General features: G+C 60.0%; 18 protein-coding genes, 1 other RNA gene and 2 pseudogenes. 1 reads left to right on the top strand and 20 read right to left on the bottom strand.

Annotated features, from left to right (window positions below):
• The first annotated feature begins 32 nt into the window (after positions 1-32).
• Positions 33-227 (top strand): DNA gyrase inhibitor YacG, encoded by a 195-nt coding sequence (gene yacG, locus G113_RS01015; RefSeq protein WP_005891160.1) that lies wholly within the window; start codon positions 33-35, stop codon positions 225-227.
• Between the two features lie 72 nt (positions 228-299).
• On the opposite strand, the gene mutT is transcribed toward yacG, so the two are convergent.
• The 20 genes and pseudogenes from mutT to rnpB form a co-directional block, all read right to left on the bottom strand.
• On the bottom strand, positions 300-710 hold the full coding sequence (gene mutT, locus G113_RS01010; RefSeq protein ID WP_005891157.1) for an 8-oxo-dGTP diphosphatase MutT: 411 nt from the start codon (positions 708-710) through the stop codon (positions 300-302).
• An 8-nt stretch (positions 711-718) separates the two neighbouring features.
• The gene (locus G113_RS01005; protein WP_005891155.1) at positions 719-1,903 is read right to left on the bottom strand and encodes a tetratricopeptide repeat protein; all 1,185 of its coding nucleotides are present in this window, start codon (positions 1,901-1,903) and stop codon (positions 719-721) included.
• Between the two features lie 74 nt (positions 1,904-1,977).
• Complete coding sequence (gene secA, locus G113_RS01000) at positions 1,978-4,695, bottom strand: preprotein translocase subunit SecA (RefSeq protein ID WP_005891151.1); 2,718 nt, start codon at positions 4,693-4,695, stop codon at positions 1,978-1,980.
• Between the two features lie 57 nt (positions 4,696-4,752).
• Positions 4,753-5,658 (bottom strand): M23 family metallopeptidase, encoded by a 906-nt coding sequence (locus tag G113_RS00995; RefSeq protein WP_005891149.1) that lies wholly within the window; start codon positions 5,656-5,658, stop codon positions 4,753-4,755.
• Positions 5,659-5,795: 137 nt separating this feature from the next.
• Positions 5,796-6,719 carry a UDP-3-O-acyl-N-acetylglucosamine deacetylase gene (gene lpxC / locus G113_RS00990; protein ID WP_005891148.1) on the bottom strand — a complete coding sequence of 308 codons (924 nt, stop codon included), beginning with the start codon at positions 6,717-6,719 and terminating at the stop codon, positions 5,796-5,798.
• 95 nt (positions 6,720-6,814) lie between these two features.
• Positions 6,815-7,966 carry a cell division protein FtsZ gene (ftsZ, locus tag G113_RS00985; RefSeq protein WP_005891146.1) on the bottom strand — a complete coding sequence of 384 codons (1,152 nt, stop codon included), beginning with the start codon at positions 7,964-7,966 and terminating at the stop codon, positions 6,815-6,817.
• A gap of 40 nt (positions 7,967-8,006) precedes the next feature.
• Positions 8,007-9,266 carry a cell division protein FtsA gene (ftsA, locus tag G113_RS00980; protein ID WP_005891144.1) on the bottom strand — a complete coding sequence of 420 codons (1,260 nt, stop codon included), beginning with the start codon at positions 9,264-9,266 and terminating at the stop codon, positions 8,007-8,009.
• Positions 9,247-9,999 carry a cell division protein FtsQ/DivIB gene (locus tag G113_RS00975; RefSeq protein ID WP_005891142.1) on the bottom strand — a complete coding sequence of 251 codons (753 nt, stop codon included), beginning with the start codon at positions 9,997-9,999 and terminating at the stop codon, positions 9,247-9,249. The genes ftsA and G113_RS00975 overlap by 20 nt, the downstream gene beginning before the upstream one ends.
• 96 nt (positions 10,000-10,095) lie before the next feature.
• Positions 10,096-11,550, bottom strand: a complete 1,455-nt coding sequence (murC, locus tag G113_RS00970; protein ID WP_005891140.1) for a UDP-N-acetylmuramate--L-alanine ligase — start codon at positions 11,548-11,550, stop codon at positions 10,096-10,098.
• 108 nt (positions 11,551-11,658) lie between these two features.
• The gene (gene murG / locus G113_RS00965; RefSeq protein WP_005891138.1) at positions 11,659-12,753 is read right to left on the bottom strand and encodes an undecaprenyldiphospho-muramoylpentapeptide beta-N-acetylglucosaminyltransferase; all 1,095 of its coding nucleotides are present in this window, start codon (positions 12,751-12,753) and stop codon (positions 11,659-11,661) included.
• The gene (gene ftsW, locus G113_RS00960; protein WP_005891135.1) at positions 12,750-13,934 is read right to left on the bottom strand and encodes a cell division protein FtsW; all 1,185 of its coding nucleotides are present in this window, start codon (positions 13,932-13,934) and stop codon (positions 12,750-12,752) included. Before ftsW ends, murG begins: the two co-directional genes overlap by 4 nt.
• Entirely contained in the window at positions 13,931-15,214 is a 1,284-nt protein-coding gene (gene murD, locus G113_RS00955; RefSeq protein ID WP_005891132.1) for a UDP-N-acetylmuramoyl-L-alanine--D-glutamate ligase, read from the bottom strand. The genes ftsW and murD overlap by 4 nt, the downstream gene beginning before the upstream one ends.
• Before the next feature lie 2 nt (positions 15,215-15,216).
• Complete coding sequence (mraY, locus tag G113_RS00950; RefSeq protein ID WP_005891129.1) at positions 15,217-16,299, bottom strand: phospho-N-acetylmuramoyl-pentapeptide-transferase; 1,083 nt, start codon at positions 16,297-16,299, stop codon at positions 15,217-15,219.
• On the bottom strand, positions 16,293-17,648 hold the full coding sequence (locus tag G113_RS00945; RefSeq protein ID WP_005891126.1) for a UDP-N-acetylmuramoyl-tripeptide--D-alanyl-D-alanine ligase: 1,356 nt from the start codon (positions 17,646-17,648) through the stop codon (positions 16,293-16,295). Before G113_RS00945 ends, mraY begins: the two co-directional genes overlap by 7 nt.
• Positions 17,645-19,176: pseudogene (murE, locus tag G113_RS00940) on the bottom strand (UDP-N-acetylmuramoyl-L-alanyl-D-glutamate--2,6-diaminopimelate ligase). The gene G113_RS00945 and the pseudogene murE overlap by 4 nt, the downstream one beginning before the upstream one ends.
• The gene (locus tag G113_RS00935; RefSeq protein WP_005891119.1) at positions 19,121-20,866 is read right to left on the bottom strand and encodes a peptidoglycan glycosyltransferase FtsI; all 1,746 of its coding nucleotides are present in this window, start codon (positions 20,864-20,866) and stop codon (positions 19,121-19,123) included. Before G113_RS00935 ends, murE begins: the two are co-directional and overlap by 56 nt.
• A complete protein-coding gene (gene ftsL / locus G113_RS00930) occupies positions 20,863-21,177 on the bottom strand; it encodes a cell division protein FtsL (protein WP_005891115.1) in 315 nt (104 codons plus the stop codon). The genes G113_RS00935 and ftsL overlap by 4 nt, the downstream gene beginning before the upstream one ends.
• Before the next feature lie 3 nt (positions 21,178-21,180).
• Positions 21,181-22,119, bottom strand: coding sequence for a 16S rRNA (cytosine(1402)-N(4))-methyltransferase RsmH (gene rsmH / locus G113_RS00925; protein WP_005891112.1), 939 nt, complete (start codon positions 22,117-22,119; stop codon positions 21,181-21,183).
• Positions 22,120-22,577, bottom strand: a pseudogene (gene mraZ / locus G113_RS00920) (division/cell wall cluster transcriptional repressor MraZ).
• A gap of 376 nt (positions 22,578-22,953) precedes the next feature.
• An RNA gene (rnpB, locus tag G113_RS20200) (RNase P RNA component class A) lies at positions 22,954-23,339 on the bottom strand.
• Positions 23,340-23,351: the final 12 nt, after the last annotated feature.

Raw genomic sequence — 23,351 nt, 5'->3', positions numbered from 1 at the left:
ACGCCATTTATCTCTTGCCTGCGGAGGAATCCATGGTCACCAAGGTCAACTGCCCAAATTGCCAAACGCCAGTGGAATGGGGTCCACAGAGCCCGTTCCGCCCTTTCTGCAGCAAACGCTGCCAGCTGATCGATCTCGGCGAATGGGCCGACGAAGAGAAGCGGATCCCGGGAGAGATCAATCCGGACCTGTTGCCAGACCCGGATGCCGGAGAAGAGTGGCGCTGACTCCTTCCCGTGATAACAAAAAAGGGCCAATGGCCCTTTTTTGTTATCAACGTTTCGCTGCCGCATTCGTTGTCAGCTTTTAGCTACCAGGCCCTGTAGCCGAGCGACTATGGGGCCATTGGCATCGGGGAACTGGTAGTTATCCAGTTCAGCCAGGGGAACCCACAGACACTCCTGTCCCTCCTTGCCAAACGGCTCACCCCGAAAACGGGTCACCTTCCAGATATCCAGCAGCACCTGCTTCTCGGGATAGTCATGATGCAGCTCCATAAAGGGGGCGCAATCCTCGACCCGGATGCCTATCTCTTCCCAGAGCTCCCTGTCCAAGGCTGCCAGCAGATCCTCGCCAGCCTCGACCTTGCCCCCCGGGAACTCCCAGCGATCGCCCTGGTGGCTGCTTGAGGCGCGTTTGGCAATGAAGATGTCACCCCGCTCGTTCTCGATGACGCCAACCGCCACCCATATCCGCTTCTTCTGTTCCATCTTTGTCCTCAACCTAAACACGGTAACTTGGCGATCCAGGGGGCCAGACGCAGCGCCTGACGTTCCCCCTGCGCCGTAAACATATCCTGACCCACATGCTCGCTCCCCGCCGGGGCGGGCAGTGGCCATGGCTGGGCCCCAGGGGGGCTGAAGCAGCGATCCTGGATGAGGCTGCTCTGGCGAATATAGCGCCACAGACAGTCCCGCAGAAACCACTGATCGATGTTCGGCGTCTCCATGAGGCCGGGCTGATAAGCTCCGAGCAGGGGCGCCAGTGGTGGCAGCACCCCGGCCACGCCACCCCACATGCCCGCCAGCACCAGGTCAGTGTGGCTCCACCAGTCACGCATGATATGAAACCAGCGCCCCGATGCAAGCCAGCCATCGACGGCGACGCGTTCGCGCACACTCGGTACCGAATCCACATCCCGCACCAGGAAGCGGCCAACCCATGGATCATTGGCCACCTGAAAACGCCAGCACAGACGCTGACGCAGCGAGTGATCCGCGGGTTGCATACACAGCTCGGCACCATGGGCCTGCAGGCAGGCCAGCAGGTCCGCGGGCACACTCTCATCCACATAGAAACGCAGCTGCCAGCCGGGGTAGAGATAGGCGGCGGCCAGTACGTTGTCGAGCGCCCCTCTCAGGTAGCGGGGGTTTGTCCCCCACAAGGAAAAGGCAATGATGGAGTGCTTGCCGTCCTGGCTGGCCAGCCAAGCATCCGGCCCCTCTGCCGGCAGCACCCACCCCTCGACGAGTTGCCCGGCAGCCTCGTCTTTGAGGCACAGTGCTCTGGTCCCCGCCTGCGCCGCCTCGGCATGGCGTCCTAGCCTGGCGAGGGAGGTGCAGAGTCCATCCTGTGCCAGAGCGTCTGCCGGGTCACGGGCCGCCAGCTCGGTCAGATGCGCCACAGCACGTTCATGCTGGCCCGAGCGCGACAGGCAGACGCAGAGATTGCGCAGCACTTCATCATTCTCGGGGGTGGCCTGATGCGCCAGCGTCAGTACTTGCGCGGCTGAGGCCGGATCGCCAGACAGAAAGAGGTAATAGGCAAACTGCAGTTGCAGGGGAACCGGCTTGAGCCGCTCCCCGTTCAGCAGAGCCAGCACCCGCTGGACGGCCTCCTGCCGCCGCTCCAGCAGCCAGCTGGCATGCGCCTGCCCATCCCACCCCGTCGGCACCTTGCTCATCCTCAGCCCTCCTCCCTTATGCCCCTGAAATGAATGCACCGCCCGGAGGCGGTGCATTCACTAGCATAGCGCTATCAGGTCAACTGACCGTGGCAGTGCTTGTACTTCTTGCCGGATCCGCAGGGACAAGGATCGTTGCGACCGATCTTCTGCTCGTCCCGCACGAAGGTTGTCTGTGTACTCGTCTCTTCGCCCTCGTCCGCCAGCTGATCGTCGGCAGTGGCGTGGGTGTAGGTGCGGGGAGCCGCTTCTGCCTGCTGGCGCTGCTGCTCTTCCATCACCTCGACATCCCGCTCCTGTACCTGGACTCGGCTCAATATGCTGACCACATCGCGCTTGAGGGTCTCCAGCATCTGGGTAAACAGATCGAAGGATTCGCGCTTGTACTCCTGCTTGGGGTTCTTCTGGGCATAACCGCGCAGATGAATGCCTTGACGCAGATGATCCATCGCGGCCAGATGCTCTTTCCAGAGGCCATCCAGAGTCTGCAGCATCACGGCTTTCTCGAAATTGCGCAGCACATCGACGCCGACCAGCTCTTCTTTGCGAGCATAGAGCTGGTTGGCTTCGTCCAGAATGCGCTCACGCAGCTTCTCTTCATACAGCTTGTCGTCATCGCGCAACCACTGCTGAATGGGCAGAACCAGGCCAAAATCGGCGGCCAGACGGGTCTCCAGGCCGGGCACGTCCCACATCTCCTCCAGAGACTGGGGCGGAATGTATTCGTCAATCACGGCGCCATAGACGTCATCACGGATGATGTGAATGGTCTCGGAGATATCGTTGGTCTCCAGCAGCTCGTTGCGCTGCTCGTAGACCACCTTGCGCTGATCATTGGCCACGTCATCGAATTCGAGCAGGTTCTTACGGATGTCGAAGTTGCGACCCTCCACCTTGCGCTGGGCATTCTCGATGGCCTTGGTGACCCAAGGGTGTTCGATGGCCTCGCCCTCTTCCATGCCCAGCTTCTTCATCATGCCAGTGACACGGTCAGAGGCGAAGATACGCATCAGCTGATCTTCCATGGAGAGGTAGAAGCGGGAAGAACCCGGGTCCCCCTGGCGACCGGAACGGCCACGCAGCTGGTTGTCGATGCGGCGTGATTCGTGACGCTCGGTACCTATGATGTGCAGGCCACCTGCGGCCAGCACAGCATCGTGACGAACCTGCCAGGCGGCCTTGATTTCGCTGATCTGCGCGTCGCTCGGATTGTCAAGCTGGGCGATTTCGGCCTGCCAGTTGCCACCCAGCACGATGTCGGTACCCCGACCGGCCATGTTTGTGGCGATGGTGACGGCGCCGAGCTGGCCCGCTTGGGCGACGATCTCCGCCTCCATGGCATGGAACTTGGCGTTCAATACCTTGTGGGGGATCTCTTGCTTGGTCAGGATGCCGGAGAGCAGTTCCGAGTTCTCGATGGAGACAGTACCGACCAGTACCGGCTGGCCGCGGGAGACGCAACCACGGATATCTTCGACGATGGCGTCGTACTTCTCCAGGGCGGTGAGATATACCAGGTCACCCATGTCTTTACGTACCATGGGGCGGTTGGTCGGGATGACCACAGTATCCAGGCCATAGATCTGCTGGAATTCGAAGGCCTCGGTATCCGCGGTCCCCGTCATGCCCGCCAGCTTGTCATAGAGGCGGAAGTAGTTCTGGAAGGTGATGGAGGCCAGGGTCTGGTTCTCGTTCTGGATCTTGACCCCTTCTTTTGCCTCGACCGCCTGGTGCAGGCCATCGGACCAGCGACGACCCGGCATGGTTCGACCGGTATGTTCATCGACGATGACGATTTCGTCTTTCTGCACGATGTAATCGACGTTGCGCTCGAACAGGGTGTGAGCACGCAGACCGGCATTGACGTGATGCAGCAGGCTGATGTTGGTGGCGGAGAACAAAGAGTCCTCCTCGGCCAGCAAGCCCTCTTTCTTGAGCAACTCTTCCACGAAGATCTGGCCGTTTTCGGTCAGCAGCGCTTGGCGGTTCTTCTCGTCGACCGTGTAGTGACCGTCACCGGTGTACTCTTCAGAGTCTTCTTTGTCCTGCTTGACCAGCAGCGGGATCAGTTTGTTGATCTGGATATACATGGCGGAGCTGTCCTCCGCCGGGCCCGAGATGATGAGTGGCGTACGCGCCTCATCAATCAGCACCGAATCCACCTCATCCACCAGGGCATAGTTGAGAGGGCGCTGTACCCGCTGCTCTGGCGAGAACGCCATGTTGTCGCGCAGGTAGTCGAAACCGAATTCGTTGTTGGTACCGTAGGTGATGTCGGCGGCATAAGCATCACGCTTCTGGGACGCATCCATGCCCGGCACGTTGCAATCCACGGTCAGACCAAGGAAGGTGAACAGCGGGCGGTTCGCCTCGGCATCACGCTTGGCCAGATAGTCGTTCACCGTCACCACGTGCACACCGTGACCCGCCAAGGCGTTCAGATAGGCAGGCAGGGTCGCAGTGAGGGTCTTGCCTTCACCCGTCTTCATCTCCGCGATGCGGTTGGAGTTGAGTACCATGCCGCCGATCAGCTGGACGTCGAAGTGGCGCATGCCGAACACACGACGGGACGCTTCACGTACTGTGGCGAAGGCTTCCGGCAGCAACTGCTCCAGGGTCTCCCCCTGATCCAGGCGCTGACGGTACTCGGCCGTCTTGGCCTGCAACTCAGCATCAGACAAGGCCTCGAACTGAGGCTCCATTGCATTGATCTGTTTTACAATTTTGCGCAGGGCCTTGAGCGTTCTGTCGTTCCGGCTGCCGATAATCTTGGTAAGCAGTGTGCTAATCATGGGTACCAACTGTTTCTGGTTATAAGGTTCCGTCACTGGAACTGGAGAGAAAAAAACCTAACCCCGTCTGGCAGTAAGGAATTGACTGGGGTTGACCTGACGACCGTCTTTCAACACTTCATAATGCAAATGGACCCCGGTCGCGCGACCGGTGCGTCCCATCAGGGCTATCTGCTGACCCTGATCCACTAACGTACCCACCTCCACCAACAACTTGGCGTTGTGGGCATAGCGAGTCACCAGGCCATTACCATGATTAATCTCAATCATGTTGCCAAATTCAGGATGGCGACCCGCCCAGCTCACTATGCCGGGCCCGGTTGCCAATATGGGCGTGCCCGGCTTGCCGCGAAAATCGACGCCTTTGTGCATCTTGGCACGACCATTGAAGGGATCGACCCGGCCGCCGAAGCCAGAGCTAATCCAGACCCGCTCCTGCTTGACCGGCGATCCGGAAATAAAGCCTGCGTCAGTGATATGGTGATTGAGCATGAAAGATTCAAGTACCGACAGCTGTTCTTCGCGACTACTGAGCTGTTTGCTGAGGTGAGCCATGGAGCTTTGCAGCTCGTCGAGGTTCACTTCCAGATCGGCATCATAGGAGGGGCCGCCCATGGGAGGCAGCTCTTTGAAGTTGAATTCGTCGGGATCGAGATCCGCCTGCTCGGTCAATCGCTCACCGAGGGCATTGAGCCTGCCAAGCTGGCCCTGCATGGTGCCGACCTGGGCAGCCAGCATGGCGAGTTGTTCGCGGGCCTGCTCGGTAGTTTGACTCGTCTGCTGCTGCTCTGCTTGAACCAGCGCCAGCTCGAGGGCAGCCATTTTTTGATGCCAGCTCTGCCATAGCAGGACAGACCCTAACACCAGAATAGAAAGAAAGAGACCGCCGACCCAGGCCAGACGTTGTTTGGGGAAGTGCAGCTTGCGCCGCTGCTTGCCATTGAGGATCAGGGTAATGCTCATAGAAATTCAATCTGCTCGGTCGGGTGAGGCTAGTTGCCACCACGAAAATAAAACCGGGAGAGTATCGGTATCGGGATGTAAACAAGAATGACAGGACGCCGGCGCGGAGAGGTGACCGACGTCCTGTTGCACAACTATCAGGCTAGAACCAGACCGTTGTCGTAGTAAGTGATTGGCGATTTTTCGCCCTTACCCTCGAAGGTCACCAGTTCCCATGCTTCCTGCTGGGCCAGCAAGGCACGCAGCAACTTGTTGTTCAAGGCATGGCCCGTTTTGTAAGCGCGGAACTCGCCTATGATGCTGCGGTTACACATATAAAGGTCACCGATAGCATCCAGCATCTTGTGCTTGACGAACTCATCTTCGTAGCGCAGACCATCTTCGTTCAGCACCCGATAGTCATCCAGAACCACGGCATTCTCCAGGCTTCCACCCAAGGCCAGATTCTGGGAACGCAGGTACTCGATGTCACGCATGAAGCCGAAGGTACGGGCACGGCTGATCTCTTTCACGAAAGAGGCGCCGGAGAAATCCAGTACGCAACGCTGATTGCGGCCTTCGAATACCGGGTGCTGGAAGTCGATCTCGAGATCCATCTTGAAGCCGTTGCGATAGGGGTGGAACTCCGCCCACTTGTCACCGTCCTCAACCCGGATGCTCTTTTTGATCCGCACAAACTGCTTGGGCGCATTTTGTTCGCGGATGCCAACTTCCTGCAACAGGTAGATGAAGGGGTGCGCACTGCCATCCATTACCGGGATCTCGGGGGCATCAACCTCGACATAAAGGTTGTCTATCCCCATCCCGGCCAAAGCGGCGGAGAGGTGTTCTATGGTGGAAACACGCACACCAGCTTCGTTGACCAACGCGGTACAGAGTACGGTATCGCGCACCTGGTCGGCATTTGCTGGCAATTCCACCACAGGATCCAGATCGGTACGCAAGTAAACGATCCCTGTGTTCACAGGTGCCGGACGGAACGTCATTGTGACTTTCCGACCCGAATGCAGGCCCACACCAGTGGCCTGGACACTCGTTTTCAAGGTTCTTTGTCTAATCATGGGCGTATCCACAGCTAAATTCCGGACCAGATGGTCGTTGACGGGCCATCTTAGCACATTCCTTAAACAACAAACAAACCAGCCCCGTTAGAGGCTTAGTCTGCCTGCTTGCGCAGGAAAGCCGGAATATCCAGATAATCAGGCTCACGACGAGCTTGTGGCTCGGCATTCACCGCCTTGGCCGGGGCCTCTTCCATCACGCGAGACTGCAGGGCTTCGCTGATCAGGGGCTGACGGGCCGGACGCTCTTGTACCATGTTGTTTTTGACTAGGGTGATGTCGCTCTTGCGATCTGCGCCTATACCGGTCGCAACCACGGTCACCCGCAGCTCGTCTTGCATCTCCGGGTCAATAACGGTACCCACCACCACGGTAGCATTCTCGGAGGCGAAGGCCTTGACCGCGTTACCCACGGTTTCGAACTCTTCGATGGTCATGTCCATGCCGGCGGTGATGTTGACCAGGATGCCACGGGCACCGGCCAGATCCACGTCTTCCAACAGCGGGCTGGAGATGGCTTTCTCGGCAGCTTCTTCGGCACGGTCATCACCGGAGGCAGAACCAGTACCCATCATAGCGGTACCCATCTCGCGCATCACGGTACGCACATCCGCGAAGTCGACGTTGATGAGGCCCGGACGGGTGATCAGCTCGGCGATGCCCTGTACGGCACCCAGCAGCACATCGTTGGCCGCCTTGAAGGCGTCCAGCAGGGAGATGCCACGACCCAGTACCTTCAACAACTTGTCGTTGGGGATGGTGATCAGGGAGTCGACATTCTTGGAAAGCTCTTCGATGCCGTGGGCGGCAAAGCCCATCCGCTTCTTGCCTTCAAACGAGAATGGCTTGGTTACCACGGCGACGGTCAAAATGCCCATCTCGCGGGCCACTTCGGCCACGACGGGAGCGGCACCGGTACCGGTACCACCGCCCATGCCAGCCGCGATGAACACCATGTCGGAACCGGTCAGCAGCTCACGCAGCGCTTCGCGGTCTTCCAGGGCAGCTTCACGACCCACATCCGGACTGGCACCTGCGCCCAATCCCTTGGTGATACCACTACCGATCTGCAATGTGGTGTTGGCACTGGAGTTGCGCAGTGCCTGGGCGTCGGTGTTGATCGTGATGAACTCAACACCTTCGATGTTTTGACGAACCATGTGCTCGACTGCGTTGCCGCCGCCGCCACCCACGCCTATCACCTTGATGACAGCTTCGTCCGTGTGGCTATCCATAAATTCAAACATGTTGTCTCTCCGCTTTATTTGCCTGACTCAGCAAAATCTTTTAGAACTCGCCACGCAACCAGTTGCTGACCCGTTTGACCAGCCCACCGACGCTTGCTTTGGCGGTATAATCGTTGCTACTGCCTGTGGATTGATGGGTACGGCCGTATTGCAGCAACCCGACCGCGGTCGAGTAGACTGGTGCCTGCACGTAATCGCTCAATCCGCGCACATTCATGGGTTCCCCGACCCGGACCTGGCACTGGAATACCTGCTCTGCGCACTCCACTATGCCTTCGATCTGGGCCGCACCACCGGTCAGTACCAAACCGGCGGCCAGCTGATGCTTGACCCCCTGCTGTTTCAATTCGCTTTGTACCTTCACCAGCTCGTCATTGATCATGGAGAGCAGCTCGGTGTAGCGCGGCTCTATCACCTCGGCCAGGGTCTGTCGTTGCAGACTGCGGGCCGGGCGTCCACCGACGCTGGGCACTTCAATATTGTCTTCCTTGCTGACCAGGCGGCCCAAGGCGCAGCCGTAGCGCACCTTGATAGCCTCGGCATCCAGCGGCGGCGTGCCGAAGGCATAGGCGATATCGCTGGTGACAGTGCTACCGGCGTAAGGGATCACCTTGGTATGGCGCAGGGCGCCGCCAGTAAACAGCGACATGTCCATGGTGCCACCACCGATATCGACCACACAGACTCCCAGCTCTTTCTCGTCTTCAGTCAAGACGGCATAGCTGGACGCCAACGCAGAGAAGATCAGTTGATCGACTTTCAGTCCCACCTTTTCGACACACTTCTCGATATTGCGAGCCATGTCGTTGTGGCAGGTGATCAGGTGCACCTTGGCGGCCATCCGCACACCGGACAGACCAACCGGGTTCTTGATGCCCTCCTGGTAGTCGATGGCAAACTCCTGGGGCAGCACGTGCAGCACCCTTAGCTCATCAGACAAACGCACCGACTTGGCGGTGTGGATGACGTTATCCACGTCCTCCTGGGTCACTTCCTCATCGGAGATGGGCACCATGCCGGTCTCGTTACGGCAATCAATGTGCTTGCCAGACAAGCCCAGATAGACGGAGCTAATCTGGCAGTCGGCCATCATCTCGGCCTCTTCCACCGCACGGCGCAGGGATTTGACCACGGAATCCAGATCGTTGACCCCGCCCTTGTCCATGCCGCGAGAGGTATGGCTGCCCATGCCGATGACATTGAGTTCACCGTCCGGCAGCACTTCGCCCACCAGAACCGCCACCTTGGTGGTGCCGATATCCAGCCCGACAATCAGATTTCTATCTGCGGTTTTGGTCATGCGCTTTCTCTTCGTTCTTCTTCCAGCCAACCGCCATCCCGGTGTCGTATCGAAGATCCACATAAGCCACTTGCTCACGGGGTTCGATGATCGGGAAGACATCGATAAATCTCTGTAGACGGAGCGCCATATCCGAACGCCCCACAAACAGTTGAATATTGTTATCCAGCGTCAGTTCCCAGCCGTAACGTGGGGTCAGATTGACCGCACTGAGCTTGTAACCTCGCTCTGCCAGCTGCGCCTCAAATTGGCGGCTGTTCTCCAGCACCTTGGCAGCCTGGTCATCAGGGCCTGACAGTTGCATCAGGGGGCTCTTCACCCGATTTGGTGCACTGAACACCTCACCCTTGGCATTGACGAAACGGCTGCCATTCCAGCGAGCCGCCACCTTCTGCTCTGTGAGGTAGACCTTGATCTTGTCGGGCCACTTCTTGCGTACCGACACCTGGGCGACCCAAGGCAACGCCGTCAGGCGCGCCTGCAGTGCATTCACATCCATCTCGAAGAAGTTGCGTGGCGCATCGCCATCCAGCACGGCACTGCGCAACTCCTCCGCCTTGATATATTGGTGTTGCCCCTGTACCAGCAAGGCACTGATGGGCAACCGGTTGGCATCTGTCAGCCAATCCTTTACGTCCAGCGCACTCTGGTAGAGACCCGCCATCACCAGGAGGAAAAATGCCACCCCGATGATGAAGCCACCCTTGGTGCGCCCTTGTGCCCTTGCCTCCACCCGTCATATCCCCGTAAAACGTGACCAGACCGCCTGCCGGGCCGGGTGCGCCATTATATAGGCCCCGGCTTGGCGGTCAAAATACTCATTAGGCCCTCAGGCGCCGGATTTCATGCTCTCTATGCTCAATTTCATCTCGCCGAGACGTCGGGCCAACGCCCCCACGTTGCCAGCCCCCTGGGTCAGCACCAGATCCCCCTCGCCGATAAGATCCGCCAGCACGGCCGGCACATCATCCGGCGTGGCGACAAAAACCGGCTCCAGGCTGCCACGGGAACGGATGGAACGGCACAGGGCGCGACCATCGGCCCCCGGGATCGCCTCTTCACCGGCGGCGTAGACCTCCAGCATCATCAAGACGTCCACCTTGGAGAGCACGTCAGCAAAATCTTCATAGAGATCACGAGTACGGCTGTAACGGTGAGGCTGGAACACCATCACCAGCCGCTTCTCGGGCCAGCCGGCCCGCGCGGCATTGATGGTGACCTTCACTTCGCTCGGGTGATGGCCATAGTCGTCCACCAGCATGGCCTTGCCACGCCCGGTCTCAAATTCGCCATATTGCTGGAAGCGGCGCCCCACCCCTTCGAACTTGGACAGGGCATTGATGATGGCCTCATCACTGACACCATCTTCGGTCGCAACCGCGATTGCGGCAGCGGCATTGAGTGCATTGTGCACACCCGGCAGGTTCAGGGCGACCTGCAGCTCACCGGCATCTTTACGGCGTACGCGGAAGCTGCTGCGATGAGTGGTTTGCACGAAGTCCAGCACCTGCACATCGGCATCGTCACTCAAACCATACGTCAGGGTCGGACGTGCTATCTCAGGCAGCATGCCACGGACAACGGGATCGTCAACACATACCACAGCCAAACCGTAAAAAGGCAGGTTATGGAGGAATTCGATGAAGGTTGCTTTCAACTTGGAGAAGTCGCCGCCATAGGTGTCCATGTGATCCGCTTCGATGTTGGTCACGATGGAAACCATGGGTTGCAGATGCAGGAAGGAGGCATCGCTCTCATCCGCTTCCGCGATCAGATAGCGGCTGCTCCCCAGACGGGCATTGGTACCGGCACTATTGAGCAGGCCACCGATGACGAAGGTGGGATCCCGGTCCGCCTCGGCATAGATGCTGGCCACCAGACTGGTGGTCGTGGTCTTGCCATGGGTGCCAGCAATGGCGATACCATGGCGAAAACGCATCAGCTCGGCCAGCATCTCGGCACGGCGTACCACGGGGATGCGCTGTTCGCGGGCAGCCAGCAACTCGGGGTTGTCGGTATGGATGGCGGTGGAGACTACCACCACGCTGGCACCATCTACATGCTCGGCACTGTGACCGACAAAGATCTGGGCGCCCAGGCTGGCGAGACGCTCGGTCACGGCATTGGTGGCCAAGTCAGAGCCGGAGACCTGATAGCCTTCGTTGGCCAGCACCTCGGCAATGCCCCCCATGCCCGCACCACCTATTCCGATAAAGTGGATGCGACGCACGCGGCGCATTTCGGGGATCACGGTACGCAGTTTTGCCAGTTCAACCTTGTTCATAATTCTCTCTTAACTCTGCCGCCAGTCCCGTGCACTCATCTGCAACGCGCTCTGCGGCCTCAATACATTGAGGGGTAAGACTGCATGGCTTGGCCTGTGCAATCTTGATCAGCATGCTTTCTCACTCTGCCCAGTTGCGAGCCGCTTGCACTCATCGGCAACACGCTCTGCGGCATCGATAATGGCGACGCGCCGCGCCGCCTTGGCCATGTTCAACAGGATTTCCCTGCGCCCGGCCAACCAGCTGAGGCGGGCACCCAGGGTAGCGGGGCTCAGCTCTGTCTGGGGCAGGAATTCGGCTGCACCGCCATCGACCAGGGTCAGGGCATTACGGGTCTGATGATCGTCCACCGCATGGGGCAGTGGCACAAAGATGGCGGCCACACCGGCAGCGGCCACTTCGGAGACGGTCAGGGCCCCCGCGCGACACACCACGAGATCGGCCCAGGCATAGGCATCGGCCATCTCCTTGATAAACTCGCTCACCTCCGCCGCCTGGCCCAGGGCTGCATAAGCATTGGCCACGGCATCCCTGTTCCCCTTGCCGGTCTGGTGACGCACCTCGATGGGCACCCCGGCGGCGGCGACCGCGGCAGGGACCTGTTCGTTAAGCACTTTGGCACCCAGGCTGCCACCAATGATGAGCAGATGAAGAGGGGCAGGCTGAGTGCTGATCCGATTGGCCGGTTCCGGCAACGCCACCACTTCCGGTCGCACTGGATTACCGACCACTGCGGTGCGGCTGCTGGGAGCAAACGCGCCAGGGAAAGCCATCAACACCCGCTTGGCGAGGCGTGCCAATAGCTTGTTGGTCATGCCGGCTGCGGCGTTTTGTTCATGAAGCAGCAGAGGAATACCGGACAGCCAGGCCGCCACGCCGCCCGGCCCCGAGGCGAAGCCCCCCATGCCGAGTACCACATCGGGTTTGATCTCTTTCAGTACCTGGCGAGCCTGCAGTATGGATTTGACGATGCGGTAAGGGGCGGCCAGCAAACGCTTGATGCCATTGCCACGCACCCCCTGAATGTCGATGAAGGAGATGGGGTAGCCATGAGCAGGCACCAGCTCGGCCTCCATGCGATCCGCCGTACCGAGCCAATGTATGGTCCAGCCCTGGGCCTTGAGCCGGTCAGCGACCGCCAAGCCGGGGAACACATGGCCACCGGTACCACCGGCCATCACCAACAACGTCTTGCTACTCACGCAACCTCCCGCACACGCGCCTGGGCACTGGCCTGGCGCAATTCGAAATCGATCCGGATCAACATGCTCACCGCGACCGTCATGATGATGAGACTCGAGCCGCCATAGCTGACTAGCGGCAGGGTTAGCCCCTTGGTCGGCATCATGCCGCTGGCGGCTCCGACGTTGACGAAGGTCTGGAAACTGAACCAGATGCCGATACCGATGGCGAGATAACCCTCATAGAGCTTGTCGGCCACCAGCGCCTGATGGCCCAGCTTGAGCGCTTTGTACGCCAGGGCGAAGATGAGGAAGAGTGCACCGAGCACGCCGAGATAACCGAGCTCCTCCCCCAGGATGGCGAACACGAAGTCGGTGTGGGCCTCCGGCAGGTACTCCATCTTCTGGATGGAGTTGCCGAGCCCCTCGCCAAGCCAGCTACCACGACCAAACGCCATCAACGACTGGGTCAGCTGATAACCACTGCCGAAGGGATCGGCCCAGGGGTCGAGGAAGGAGGTTACCCGCCGCATCCGATAAGGCTCGGCGATGATCAGGGTCACCACGGCACTGACGCCGACCAAAATGAGGGCGATAAACTGACCCATACGGGCCCCAGCCAGGAACAGCATGCCCAGGGATGTCACAAACATCACCACCACAGAGCCCAGATCCGGCTGGGCCAGCAGCAATACGGCCACCAGGAAGAGCACGGCCATCGGCTTCATAAAGCCGATGAGGCGCTCGCGCACCTCGTTCTGACGGCGCACCAGATAACCCGCCAGATAGACAAACAGGGCCAGCTTGCCAAATTCCGCCGGTTGCAGGTTGAACGGGCCCAGGGGCAACCAACGGACTGAGCCGTTGACGCTGCGCCCCACCAGCAATACCAGCACCAGCATCAGGATGGCGAGCAGCAGCATGGGACCGTTGTATTGCTGCCAGCGAGCCATGGGCACCTGCAGGACAAACCAGGAGATACCGAGCGCCATCACCAGAAACAGGCCGTGACGCTTCACAAACATGAAGGGATCGTTGGCCAGCGCAATCCCTTCCGGGATGGAGGCCGAGGCCACGATGACCAGTCCCACCGCCATCAGGGAGAACCCCAGTACCACCAACTGGCGATCGTAGAGCGCACCGGGCCGGGCCGGGAGCAGGATCCGTTGCAGGAAAGCCAGGGTTGCGCGCAGGGCGTTCATAGGGCCAGCACCAGTTCGGTGAAGCGATCGCCCCGTGCTTCGAAGGATTTGAACTGATCCAGACTGGCGCAGGCCGGGGCCAGCAGCACCCAGTCACCGGGCTTGGCATCGGCAGCGGCCTTGGCGACGGCGGCCTCAAGGTCAGCGACCCGTTCAGTCTGTTCACCCAGCGCCAGCAGTATGTCGGCATCCTGACCAAAGCAGTACATCTTATCTATCTGGCTGCCGAGCAGGTCTTGCACCGGGCCAAAATCCTGGCCCTTGCCCTGGCCACCGACCAGCAGCAGCAGGCGACCCTTGACCGACTCACGCACGCCTGCCACCGCGGCCAGGGTCGCGCCCACGTTGGTGGCCTTGGAATCATTTATCCAGCGTACTCCCCCGACCTCACGCACGAAGTGGGCGCGGTGGGGCAGGCCTTCAAAACGCCGCAGCACGGCCAGTTGCGGCTCACGGGGAATACCCACCGCATCGCACAGGGCCATGGCGGCCAGGGCATTGGCCTGGTTATGGGCACCGACGATCTTCATCTCGTCCACGGGCAGCAGCGGCTCGCCATGCAGACTCAGCCACAAGCGCCCCTCGCACAGGGTGCGGCCATAACTCTTGTCATCCAGACCAAAACTCTGCCATAGCTCGCCCACGTCGGGCAGCGTCAGGGCATCATCCCGATTGACCAGAATGTGTTGTGAGTGCTGATGGATCTCTTGCTTGGCGGCGCGGTAATCGGCCATGCCTGTGTAGCGATCCATGTGATCTTCCGAGAGGTTCAGCACCACGGAGGCGACGGCCCGCAGACTGTGGGTCGTTTCCAGCTGGAAGCTGGAGAGCTCCAGCACACAAAGATCCATCGGCTGCTTGAGCAAGGTCAACGCAGGGGTACCTATGTTGCCCCCCACACCAACCTTGAGGCCCGCTTCGGCAATCATCTCACCCACGAGGGTGGTGACTGTGCTCTTGCCGTTGGAGCCGGTGATGGCGATGACGGGGGCATGGGTCTCACGCACGAACAACTCGATGTCGCCGACTATGTCCACACCCTGCTCGGCGGCAGCCCTGAGTTCGGGCGTCGCCAGGGCGATACCAGGACTTGCCACTATCAGATGCGCCTGGGTGAGCAAGGCCTCATCCAGGCCCTCAATGAGTTCAACCCCGGCCGGGAGCTGATCCTGACCAGGGGGATTGCGACGGGTATCCATCACCAGGGGGGTCACACCACGGCCGAGGAAATAATCGACACAAGAGAGACCGGTTTTCCCCAGACCTATGATGATGACCATGATTAACGCACCTTCAGGGTGGCGAGACCCAGCAGCACCAGCATCAGAGTGATGATCCAGAAGCGCACTATGACGCGCGGCTCGGGCCAGCCCTTCTTCTCGTAGTGGTGATGGATGGGCGCCATGCGGAAGATGCGTACCCCGCGCAGCTTGTAGGAACCGACCTGCAGGATCACCGAGACGGTCTCCATCACGAAGACGCCTCCCATGATCACCAGCAGAAACTCCTGGCGCACCAGTACGGCTATGGTACCCAGGGCGCCGCCCAGGGCCAGTGAGCCCACATCCCCCATGAAGACCTGGGCCGGATAGGTATTGAACCAGAGGAAGCCCAGACCCGCCCCTACGATGGCGGTACACACAATCACCAGCTCGGAGGCATAGGGCACATAAGGGATGTGCAGGTAGCTGGCAAAGTTGACGTTGCCGGTCGCCCAGGCGATCAAGGCAAAGCCCCCTGCCACCATCACGGTCGGCATGATAGCCAGACCATCCAGACCATCGGTCAGGTTGACCGCGTTGGAGGTGCCGACGATGACGAAATAGGTCAGCACGATGAACATCAGGCCGAGCTGGGGCATCACATCCTTGAGGAAGGGCACCACCAGCTGGGTCTGGCCGTCATGGGTCGCCGTGGCATAGAGGAAGATCGCCACCGCCAGGGCGACCGCCGACTGCCAGAAGTACTTCCAGCGGGCGATCAGGCCGTCGGTATTCTTGCGCACCACCTTGAGGTAGTCATCGGCAAAGCCGATGGCACCATAGGCGCCCAGCACGAATAGCACCAGCCAGACATAAGGATTGTCGAGACGGCACCAGAGCAGCACGGAGATGAAGATGGCGGCAATGATCATCAGCCCGCCCATGGTCGGGGTACCCTTCTTGCTCAGATGGGATTCCGGACCGTCGTTGCGGATCACTTGGCCGAATTTCATGATTTGCAGGCGACGGATGAGGCGCGGCCCCATCCAGAGCGCCACTGTCAGACCGGTGATGATCGACAAGATGGCACGCAGCGTCAGGTAGGAGAAGACATTGAAGAAGGTGAAGTGCGGGGTGAGTAATTCCGCCAGCCAGACTAGCATGAGGCTTGCTCCTGATGGTCGGCGACCATGTTGACTATCTCTTCCATGCGCGAACCGCGCGCCCCTTTCACCAGAATCGAGATGGTTTGCTCTGTGTTTATCATCTGTGCCAGCGCGTCATACAAGGACGCCTTGTTGTCAAAATGTCGGCCGCCCGCGGCATCCGCGGTGTGGCGGCTCTGTTCACCCACTGTCAGCACGGCGTCGAGGCCGCGTTCGCGGGCGTGGCGTCCAACCCGGGCATGTTGCGCGGCAGACTCCTCACCCAACTCTTTCATGTCACCAAACACCAGCACCTTGTAGCCACCCATGGCGGTCAGGGCATCGATGCCGGCCAGTACGGACTCCACACTGGCGTTGTAAGTGTCATCAATCAGGGTCAGTTCACCCCAGCGCCGCACGCAGAAGCGGCCCTTGACCGGCGCCATCTGCCCCAGCCCCGCCTTGACCGAGGCAAGCGACGCCCCCAGTGCCAGGCAGCCCGCGGCGGCGGCCAGGGCATTGGCCACGTTGTGGCGACCGGGAATGGCCAGGGTCAGGGTCAACTCTCCCTGCGGGGTCACCATCACGAATTCGGCGCAGCCTTGCCCGTTGAGCGCTATGTCACGGGCATGGAAGGGCTGGCTCTGATCTTCGAGGGAGAAGGCGCACCGAATGCCCCGTTCCCGCCACTGGGGCCAGAACTCGTTGTCGGCATTGACGATGGCGGTGCCACCCTCGCCCAGGCCCTGGAAAATCTCGCTCTTGGCATGGAACACCCCTTCCAGGGAGCCAAAACCTTCTAGATGAGCCGCCGCCACGTTGTTGATGATGGCGGCATCGGGCCGGGCCAGGGAGGTGGTCCAGGCGATCTCCCCCGGGTGGTTGGCACCCAGCTCCATCACCGCAAACTGGTGCTGCGCCTCGAGGCGCAGCAGGGTGAGCGGTACGCCCACTTCGTTGTTGAAGTTGCCAGCGGTGGCCAGCACCTCGCCTTCATGGCGCAGTATGGCGGTCGCCATCTCTTTCACCGTGGTCTTGCCGCAACTGCCGGTGATGGCCAGCACCTTGGGATTGACGCGCTCGCGCACCAGTCGACCGAGCAGACCCAACCCCTTGAGGCTGTTCGTCACTATCAACTGGGGAATGGCCAAGGGCAGCTCGCGCTCAACCAGCAAGGCGCTGGCGCCTGCCGCCATGGCTTGCTCACAAAAATCATGGGCGTCGAAACGCTCACCGCGCAAGGCAACGAAAAGTGCGCCCGGACCCAGGGTACGGGTATCCGTGCTGATCGCGGTGATCTCTGCGTCCTCACCCAGTAACCGGGCATCGAGTGCCTGCGCCAGTTCGGCAAGCCTGAGGGTCATCATGTGAATGACTCCAATAAAGTGTGCAAGGCGGCCGCGACGGTCTCCCGATCGCTGTAGTGCCGCTTGTCGGTACCAATGATCTGATAATCCTCGTGCCCCTTACCGGCCACCAGGATGATGTCCTCTTTGCTCGCCTGCGCCAACGCGAATTCGATGGCCTTGACCCTGTCGTGCTCTATGGTCACGGCGTCAGGATCGGCAAGACCCGCCACCATGTCAGCCATGATGCGGGCCGGCGATTCGGTACGGGGATTGTCATCGGTCAGGATCACGCAATCCGCATGTTGCTCTGCCATGGCAGCCATCATGGGACGCTTGCCGCTGTCTCTGTCACCGCCGCAACCGACGATGCACCACAGACGACCCTCGCAGTGCACCCGCAGGGCCTGCAATGCCTTCTCCAGCGCATCCGGGGTATGGGCATAATCGACCACAGCAAGCGGCACCTGACCACCACCGAAGCACTCCATGCGCCCCGTGACTCCCTGCAAGCGGGGAGCGGTCGCCAGCAGCTGCTCGAGCTCATGGCCGAGCACCAGCATGACCCCCATGGCGGCCAGCACATTGCTGACGTTGAAGCGGCCGAGCAAGGGTGCGGATAATACACCATTCCCCCAGCTGGAGTTAATGGCAGAACTGAATCCCTGCTGATGAAATTGGGGATCCTGCGCCGTCAACTGTCGCCCAGGATGGTTTTCAATCGGGCCATTGGTGCCGAAGGCCACCGCCTGGGGATACAGGTTCAACCATTCGCACCCGAGCGGGTCATCATGATTGATAACGGCATTCGCTGCGTCGACCTGCTTGAGCAGCAGCGCCTTGGCCTCGCCATAGGCGGCCATGGTGCCGTGATAATCGAGGTGATCCCGACTCAGATTAGTGAAAACAGTGGCGGCAAAATGCAGGTCGGCGACCCTGTGCTGAACCAGACCGTGGCTGGAGACCTCCATGGCAACCAGACTGGCGCCTTTATCCCGCAAGGCCGCCAGATTGGCCTGCACCTCGAGGGCGCTACCGGTGGTGTTGGCAGCTTCAATCAGCTCACCAAACAGACCATTGCCTATGGTGCCCATGACGGCGGCCTTGCCGCCCCGATCGCTGGCCAACAGGCTATGCCAGTTGGCGACCAGCAGGGCGGTGGTGCTCTTGCCATTGGTGCCAGTGATGCCGATCAAATCCAGCACCGCCGCCGGCTCGCCGAAGAAATGCCCGGCCAGACCCGATAGCCTGGCGGGCAGATCGCGAATACCGATGCACGGCACATTCAGCGCAGGCGGTGTGAACTCCCCATCCTCCTCAAACAGCACGGCGCTCGCCCCCTGGGCAACCGCCTTCTCGATAAACTGCCTGCCGTCGACCTGATGACCCTTGAGCGCCACGAACAGACAGCCGGGCCCGCCCGTCGGCTATCGAGTTGCATGTCGGTCAGAGGGAGCGCCTGGGCTGCAATGCCAAGGGGGCGCACAAGTGCATCAAGTGTGAGGGACAACGGCGGCCTCCATCTGGGCGAGCGAAGGGGGCGGCGCATTGGGCACCGCATCGGGACGAATGTTGTAGAGCTGCAGTACGCCGCCCATGGCTTCGGCGAAGGGCGGTGTCGCGACGGCGCCGCCGTAATAGGCGCTACCCTTGGGCTCGTTGATCACCACCACCATAACGAAGCGGGGATCGCTGGCCGGCGCGAAGCCAGCGAACCAGCCCATGTAGTCCTTGCCATAGCCACCGGCGACCGCCACCTTGGCGGTACCACTCTTGCCGCCGATGCGGTAGCCGGGCACCTTGGCCTTGGGGATGGCATTGTCGACCACGAACTCAAGCGCCTGCATCATGGCCTTGGCGTTGTTGTGATCGATGACCTGCTCTCCCCTGGGTGCCTTGTCCAGCTTGATGGTGGAGATGGGCACCCGTTTGCCCTGATTGGCCAGGGTGGCGTAAGCGGAAGCCAGTTGTAGCGGCGTCACCCGCAGGCCATAACCGAACGACAGGGTGGCACGCTCGATATCGGACCAGCGCCGGCGCTGGGGCAACATCCCCAGACTCTCCCCGATCAGGCCACTGCCGGTGTCATTGCCAAGGCCGAACAGGCTGAGGGTATTGATCATCTCCTGAGCCGGCATGCGCAGGGCGATGCGCGACATGCCGATGTTGGAGGAGTAACGCAGTATGTCGAACAGGTTGTTGGCGCTGTGGATGCTGACATCTCGGATCTGCTTGGCGCCAATGTAGAGCGGGCCACCCTGGATGTGATCCTTCCAGCTCGTCACACCGGCCTGCAGGGCGCTGAGCAGGATCAGCGGCTTGATGGTGGAGCCCGGTTCATAGGTATCGGTCACGACTCGGTTGCGCACCCGGAAGCTTTGATACTGACCGCGGTTGTTCGGGTTGTAGGAGGGCGTGTTGACCATGGCCAGCACCTCGCCGGTCTTGACGTCCAGCATGACCAAAGATCCAGATGTAGCCTTGTTCTCGTCAGTGGCACGCTTGAGGGCGCGGTATGCCAGCGCCTGCACCCGCTGATCGATGCTCAGGGTCAGGTTGTTGGCATTCTTGCCCTCCTTGACCACACCGAGCCGCTCGATGACCCGGCCCTGACGATCCTTGCGTACCCGCTGCTCGCCTGCGGTTGCCGTCAGCCACTGGTCGTAACTACGCTCTATGCCTTCGATGCCGTGACCGTCAATGTTGGTCACCCCAACCAGATGAGAGCTGATCTCTCCTGTGGGATAGAAACGGCGGGATTCGGGACGCAGGAAGACGCCTCCCAGCTTGAGACCCTTGATGTACTCGGCCACCGCGGGTGTCACCTGACGCTGCAAGTAAACAAAACGCTTCTTGGGATTGGAGATACGGCGCTTGAGCACATCGATGTCGACCTTCAGCACGGCGGAGAGTGCCAGCCAGGCCCGTTCGTTATGGATGGAGCCGGATTCGTATACCGTCTTGGGATCGGCCCAGACTGCCTCAACCGGCACGGACACTGCGAGCTGCTCGCCGTTGCGATCCGTGATCATGCCGCGCACCGCCTGGGTGGAGGTGGTGCGCAGGGAGCGCATGTCTCCCTCCTGACGCAGCCGGTCCGGGTTAATCACCTGGATCCAGGCCAGACGCAAGATCAGCCCGACAAACGCGATCCCGATGAAGAACACCAGGGTGCGAAAACGCCACGGATAGAGTGACGGGGCTTTGGCCTGCGCCTTGGCTGGCGTCTTGCGTTTCATGGTTGGTTAATTACCTTCTCAGTGGTCACCAATGGGCGAGCCATCTGTAACTTGTCCATGGCCAGAGCCGCCACGCGGGAGTGCTCGGCCAGGGTGCCCTGCTCCAGCAACAGGTGACGCCATTCGATATTGAGCCTGTCTTCCTCGGCCATGAGATCGTTCTGGGTCGACGTCATGACCCGAGTCATGTTGGTCACCAGGATCACCGCAAAGGAGGTCAGCAGCACGGCAACCGCCAACGCTATCTGCAACTTGTGACGCCAGAGGTCCTGGACTATCTCCTTGCCGAGGTGAACGCGGGGCTCGCTCATGATTTAATCCGCCAGCCGCTGGGCAACCCGCAGCACAGAGCTGCGTGAACGGCTGTTTTCGCTGACTTCATGGTCAGACGGCTTGAGTGCCTTGCCAACCGACTTCAACTTGCGACCACCGGCCAGTTGGGACTCGGTCAGGGGGATGCCACGGGGAACTTCCGGACCCTTCTCATGTTTGCGGATGAAGTGCTTCACGAGGCGATCTTCTAGCGAGTGGAAACTGATGACCGACAGACGGCCTTCCGGGGCCAGCGCCTGCAAGGCACCATCGAGGGCCGTCTCTATCTCATCCAACTCACTGTTGATATAGATGCGGATCGCCTGGAAACTGCGGGTGGCGGCGTGCTTGCCCTTCTCTTTGCTCGGGTTGACCCTAGCAATCATCTCCGCCAGTGGGCGGGTGCGCACATAGGGTTCGGTGGCGCGATCGTGCACTATGGCGCGGGCTATCTTCTTGGCGAAACGCTCTTCACCGAAGGTCTTCAATACCCAGGCGATGTCATCGACATCCGCCTTGGCCAGCCACTGCGCAGCGCTCTGCCCCGAGGTGGGGTCCATGCGCATGTCGAGGGGGCCGTCTTTCATGAAACTAAAGCCCCGCTCTGCATCGTCAAGCTGGGGGGAAGAGACTCCCAGATCCAGCAGGAAGCCGTTGACCTTGCCGAGCAGACCGCGCTCGTTGAGATAGTCGGTGATACCGGAGAAGGGGCCATGGACTATCTCGAAGCGGGTGTCCTGGATCTTGGCGGCTTCGGCAATGGCCTGAGGATCGCGGTCGATGGCAATCAAGCGGCCATGGGGGCCGAGCTTTTCCAAGATGAGACGGGAATGACCGCCACGGCCAAAGGTGCCGTCGACGTAGATGCCGTCCGGCTGGATGGCCAGACCTTCGACGGCTTCGTGCAACAGCACTGTGATGTGTTCAGCGGCTTGGCTCATTTATAGCGAGAAATCCTGTAAACGATCCGAACCTGCCCAGTCATCCTCGGGCAGGCTCGCGATATCGGTATCTATCTGATGTTGCCAGCGGGATTCGTCCCACAACTCAAACTTGTTGAGCTGACCCACCAGCATGATTTTTTATCCAGCCCGGCATGACTGCGCAGTGGCTGGGAGAGCAAAAGACGGCCATTGCCGTCCAGTTCACATTCGGTCGCATGGCCAAGCAATAAACGCTGCAGACGGCGCTGTGCCGGATCCATGCTGGAGAGTGTCTTCAGCTTGCGCTCTATCTCCTCCCATTCGTGCAGGGGGTAGAGCAGCAGGCAGGGGTGGGCAATATCGATGGTACAGACCAGCTGGCCGTCGCATTCGTCGCGCAGCCAATCACGGTATTTGGTCGGAATCGCCAGTCGCCCTTTGACATCCAGGCTGATGGCGTGAGCACCACGCAACAAATTAGCCATCCCCAATGAATAAATGGTGGGTCTCTGCCCAGAAAAACCACTTTGATCCACTTTTCTCCACTGTGAAGTTTAAGGACGAGTAAAGTGCTTTTCAAGCAAGGATCCTTGCGGCGGGGAACATATTGACGCAGTGTTTGGCGAGGGCAGATTAAGTGAGTTGATTTTCCACAAGTTATTTGCTGGAAAAATAAGCAGAATAATTCCATACAACCCGAGATCAAGCTTGCTGTCTTGCCAGCAACCCCGTTTGCTTATAGAAAGGCCATGTTATCTCGCAAGCAGATTAGCAATTTACCTCACGCCATTATTCTTATGAGGTAGATAAAATAAAAAGCCCTGTGCATATACACAGGGCTTTCTGAAATTAGGTCGGAGTCGGCCTGTAAGCCGGGTTCTGTTCCGGGTTGCCCCGGTGACAATCATTCCTCTAGGCCAGCAATCGCTCACTGGCTCAAGCAACCTACCCGCCCCCAACGCGGGCCGCGCCAATAGGGGCCTATTTGGTCTTGCTTCGGGTGGAGTTTACCGTGCCACGAACTGTTACCAGACGCGCGGTGCGCTCTTACCGCACCCTTTCACCCTTACCTGATCCCTTGCGGGCCATCGGCGGTTTGCTCTCTGTTGCACTGGTCGTAGGCTCACGCCTCCCAGGCGTTACCTGGCACCCTGCCCTATGAAGCCCGGACTTTCCTCCCCTCCGCCCGTCTGCCCCGAAAGGCACAACGACGAAGCAGCGATTGTCCAGCCGACTCCGGGCGCGGATTA

The organism is Aeromonas molluscorum 848 (assembly GCF_000388115.1).
GTDB lineage: Bacteria > Pseudomonadota > Gammaproteobacteria > Enterobacterales > Aeromonadaceae > Aeromonas > Aeromonas molluscorum.
This window is presented reverse-complemented; position numbering and strand designations above follow the sequence as displayed.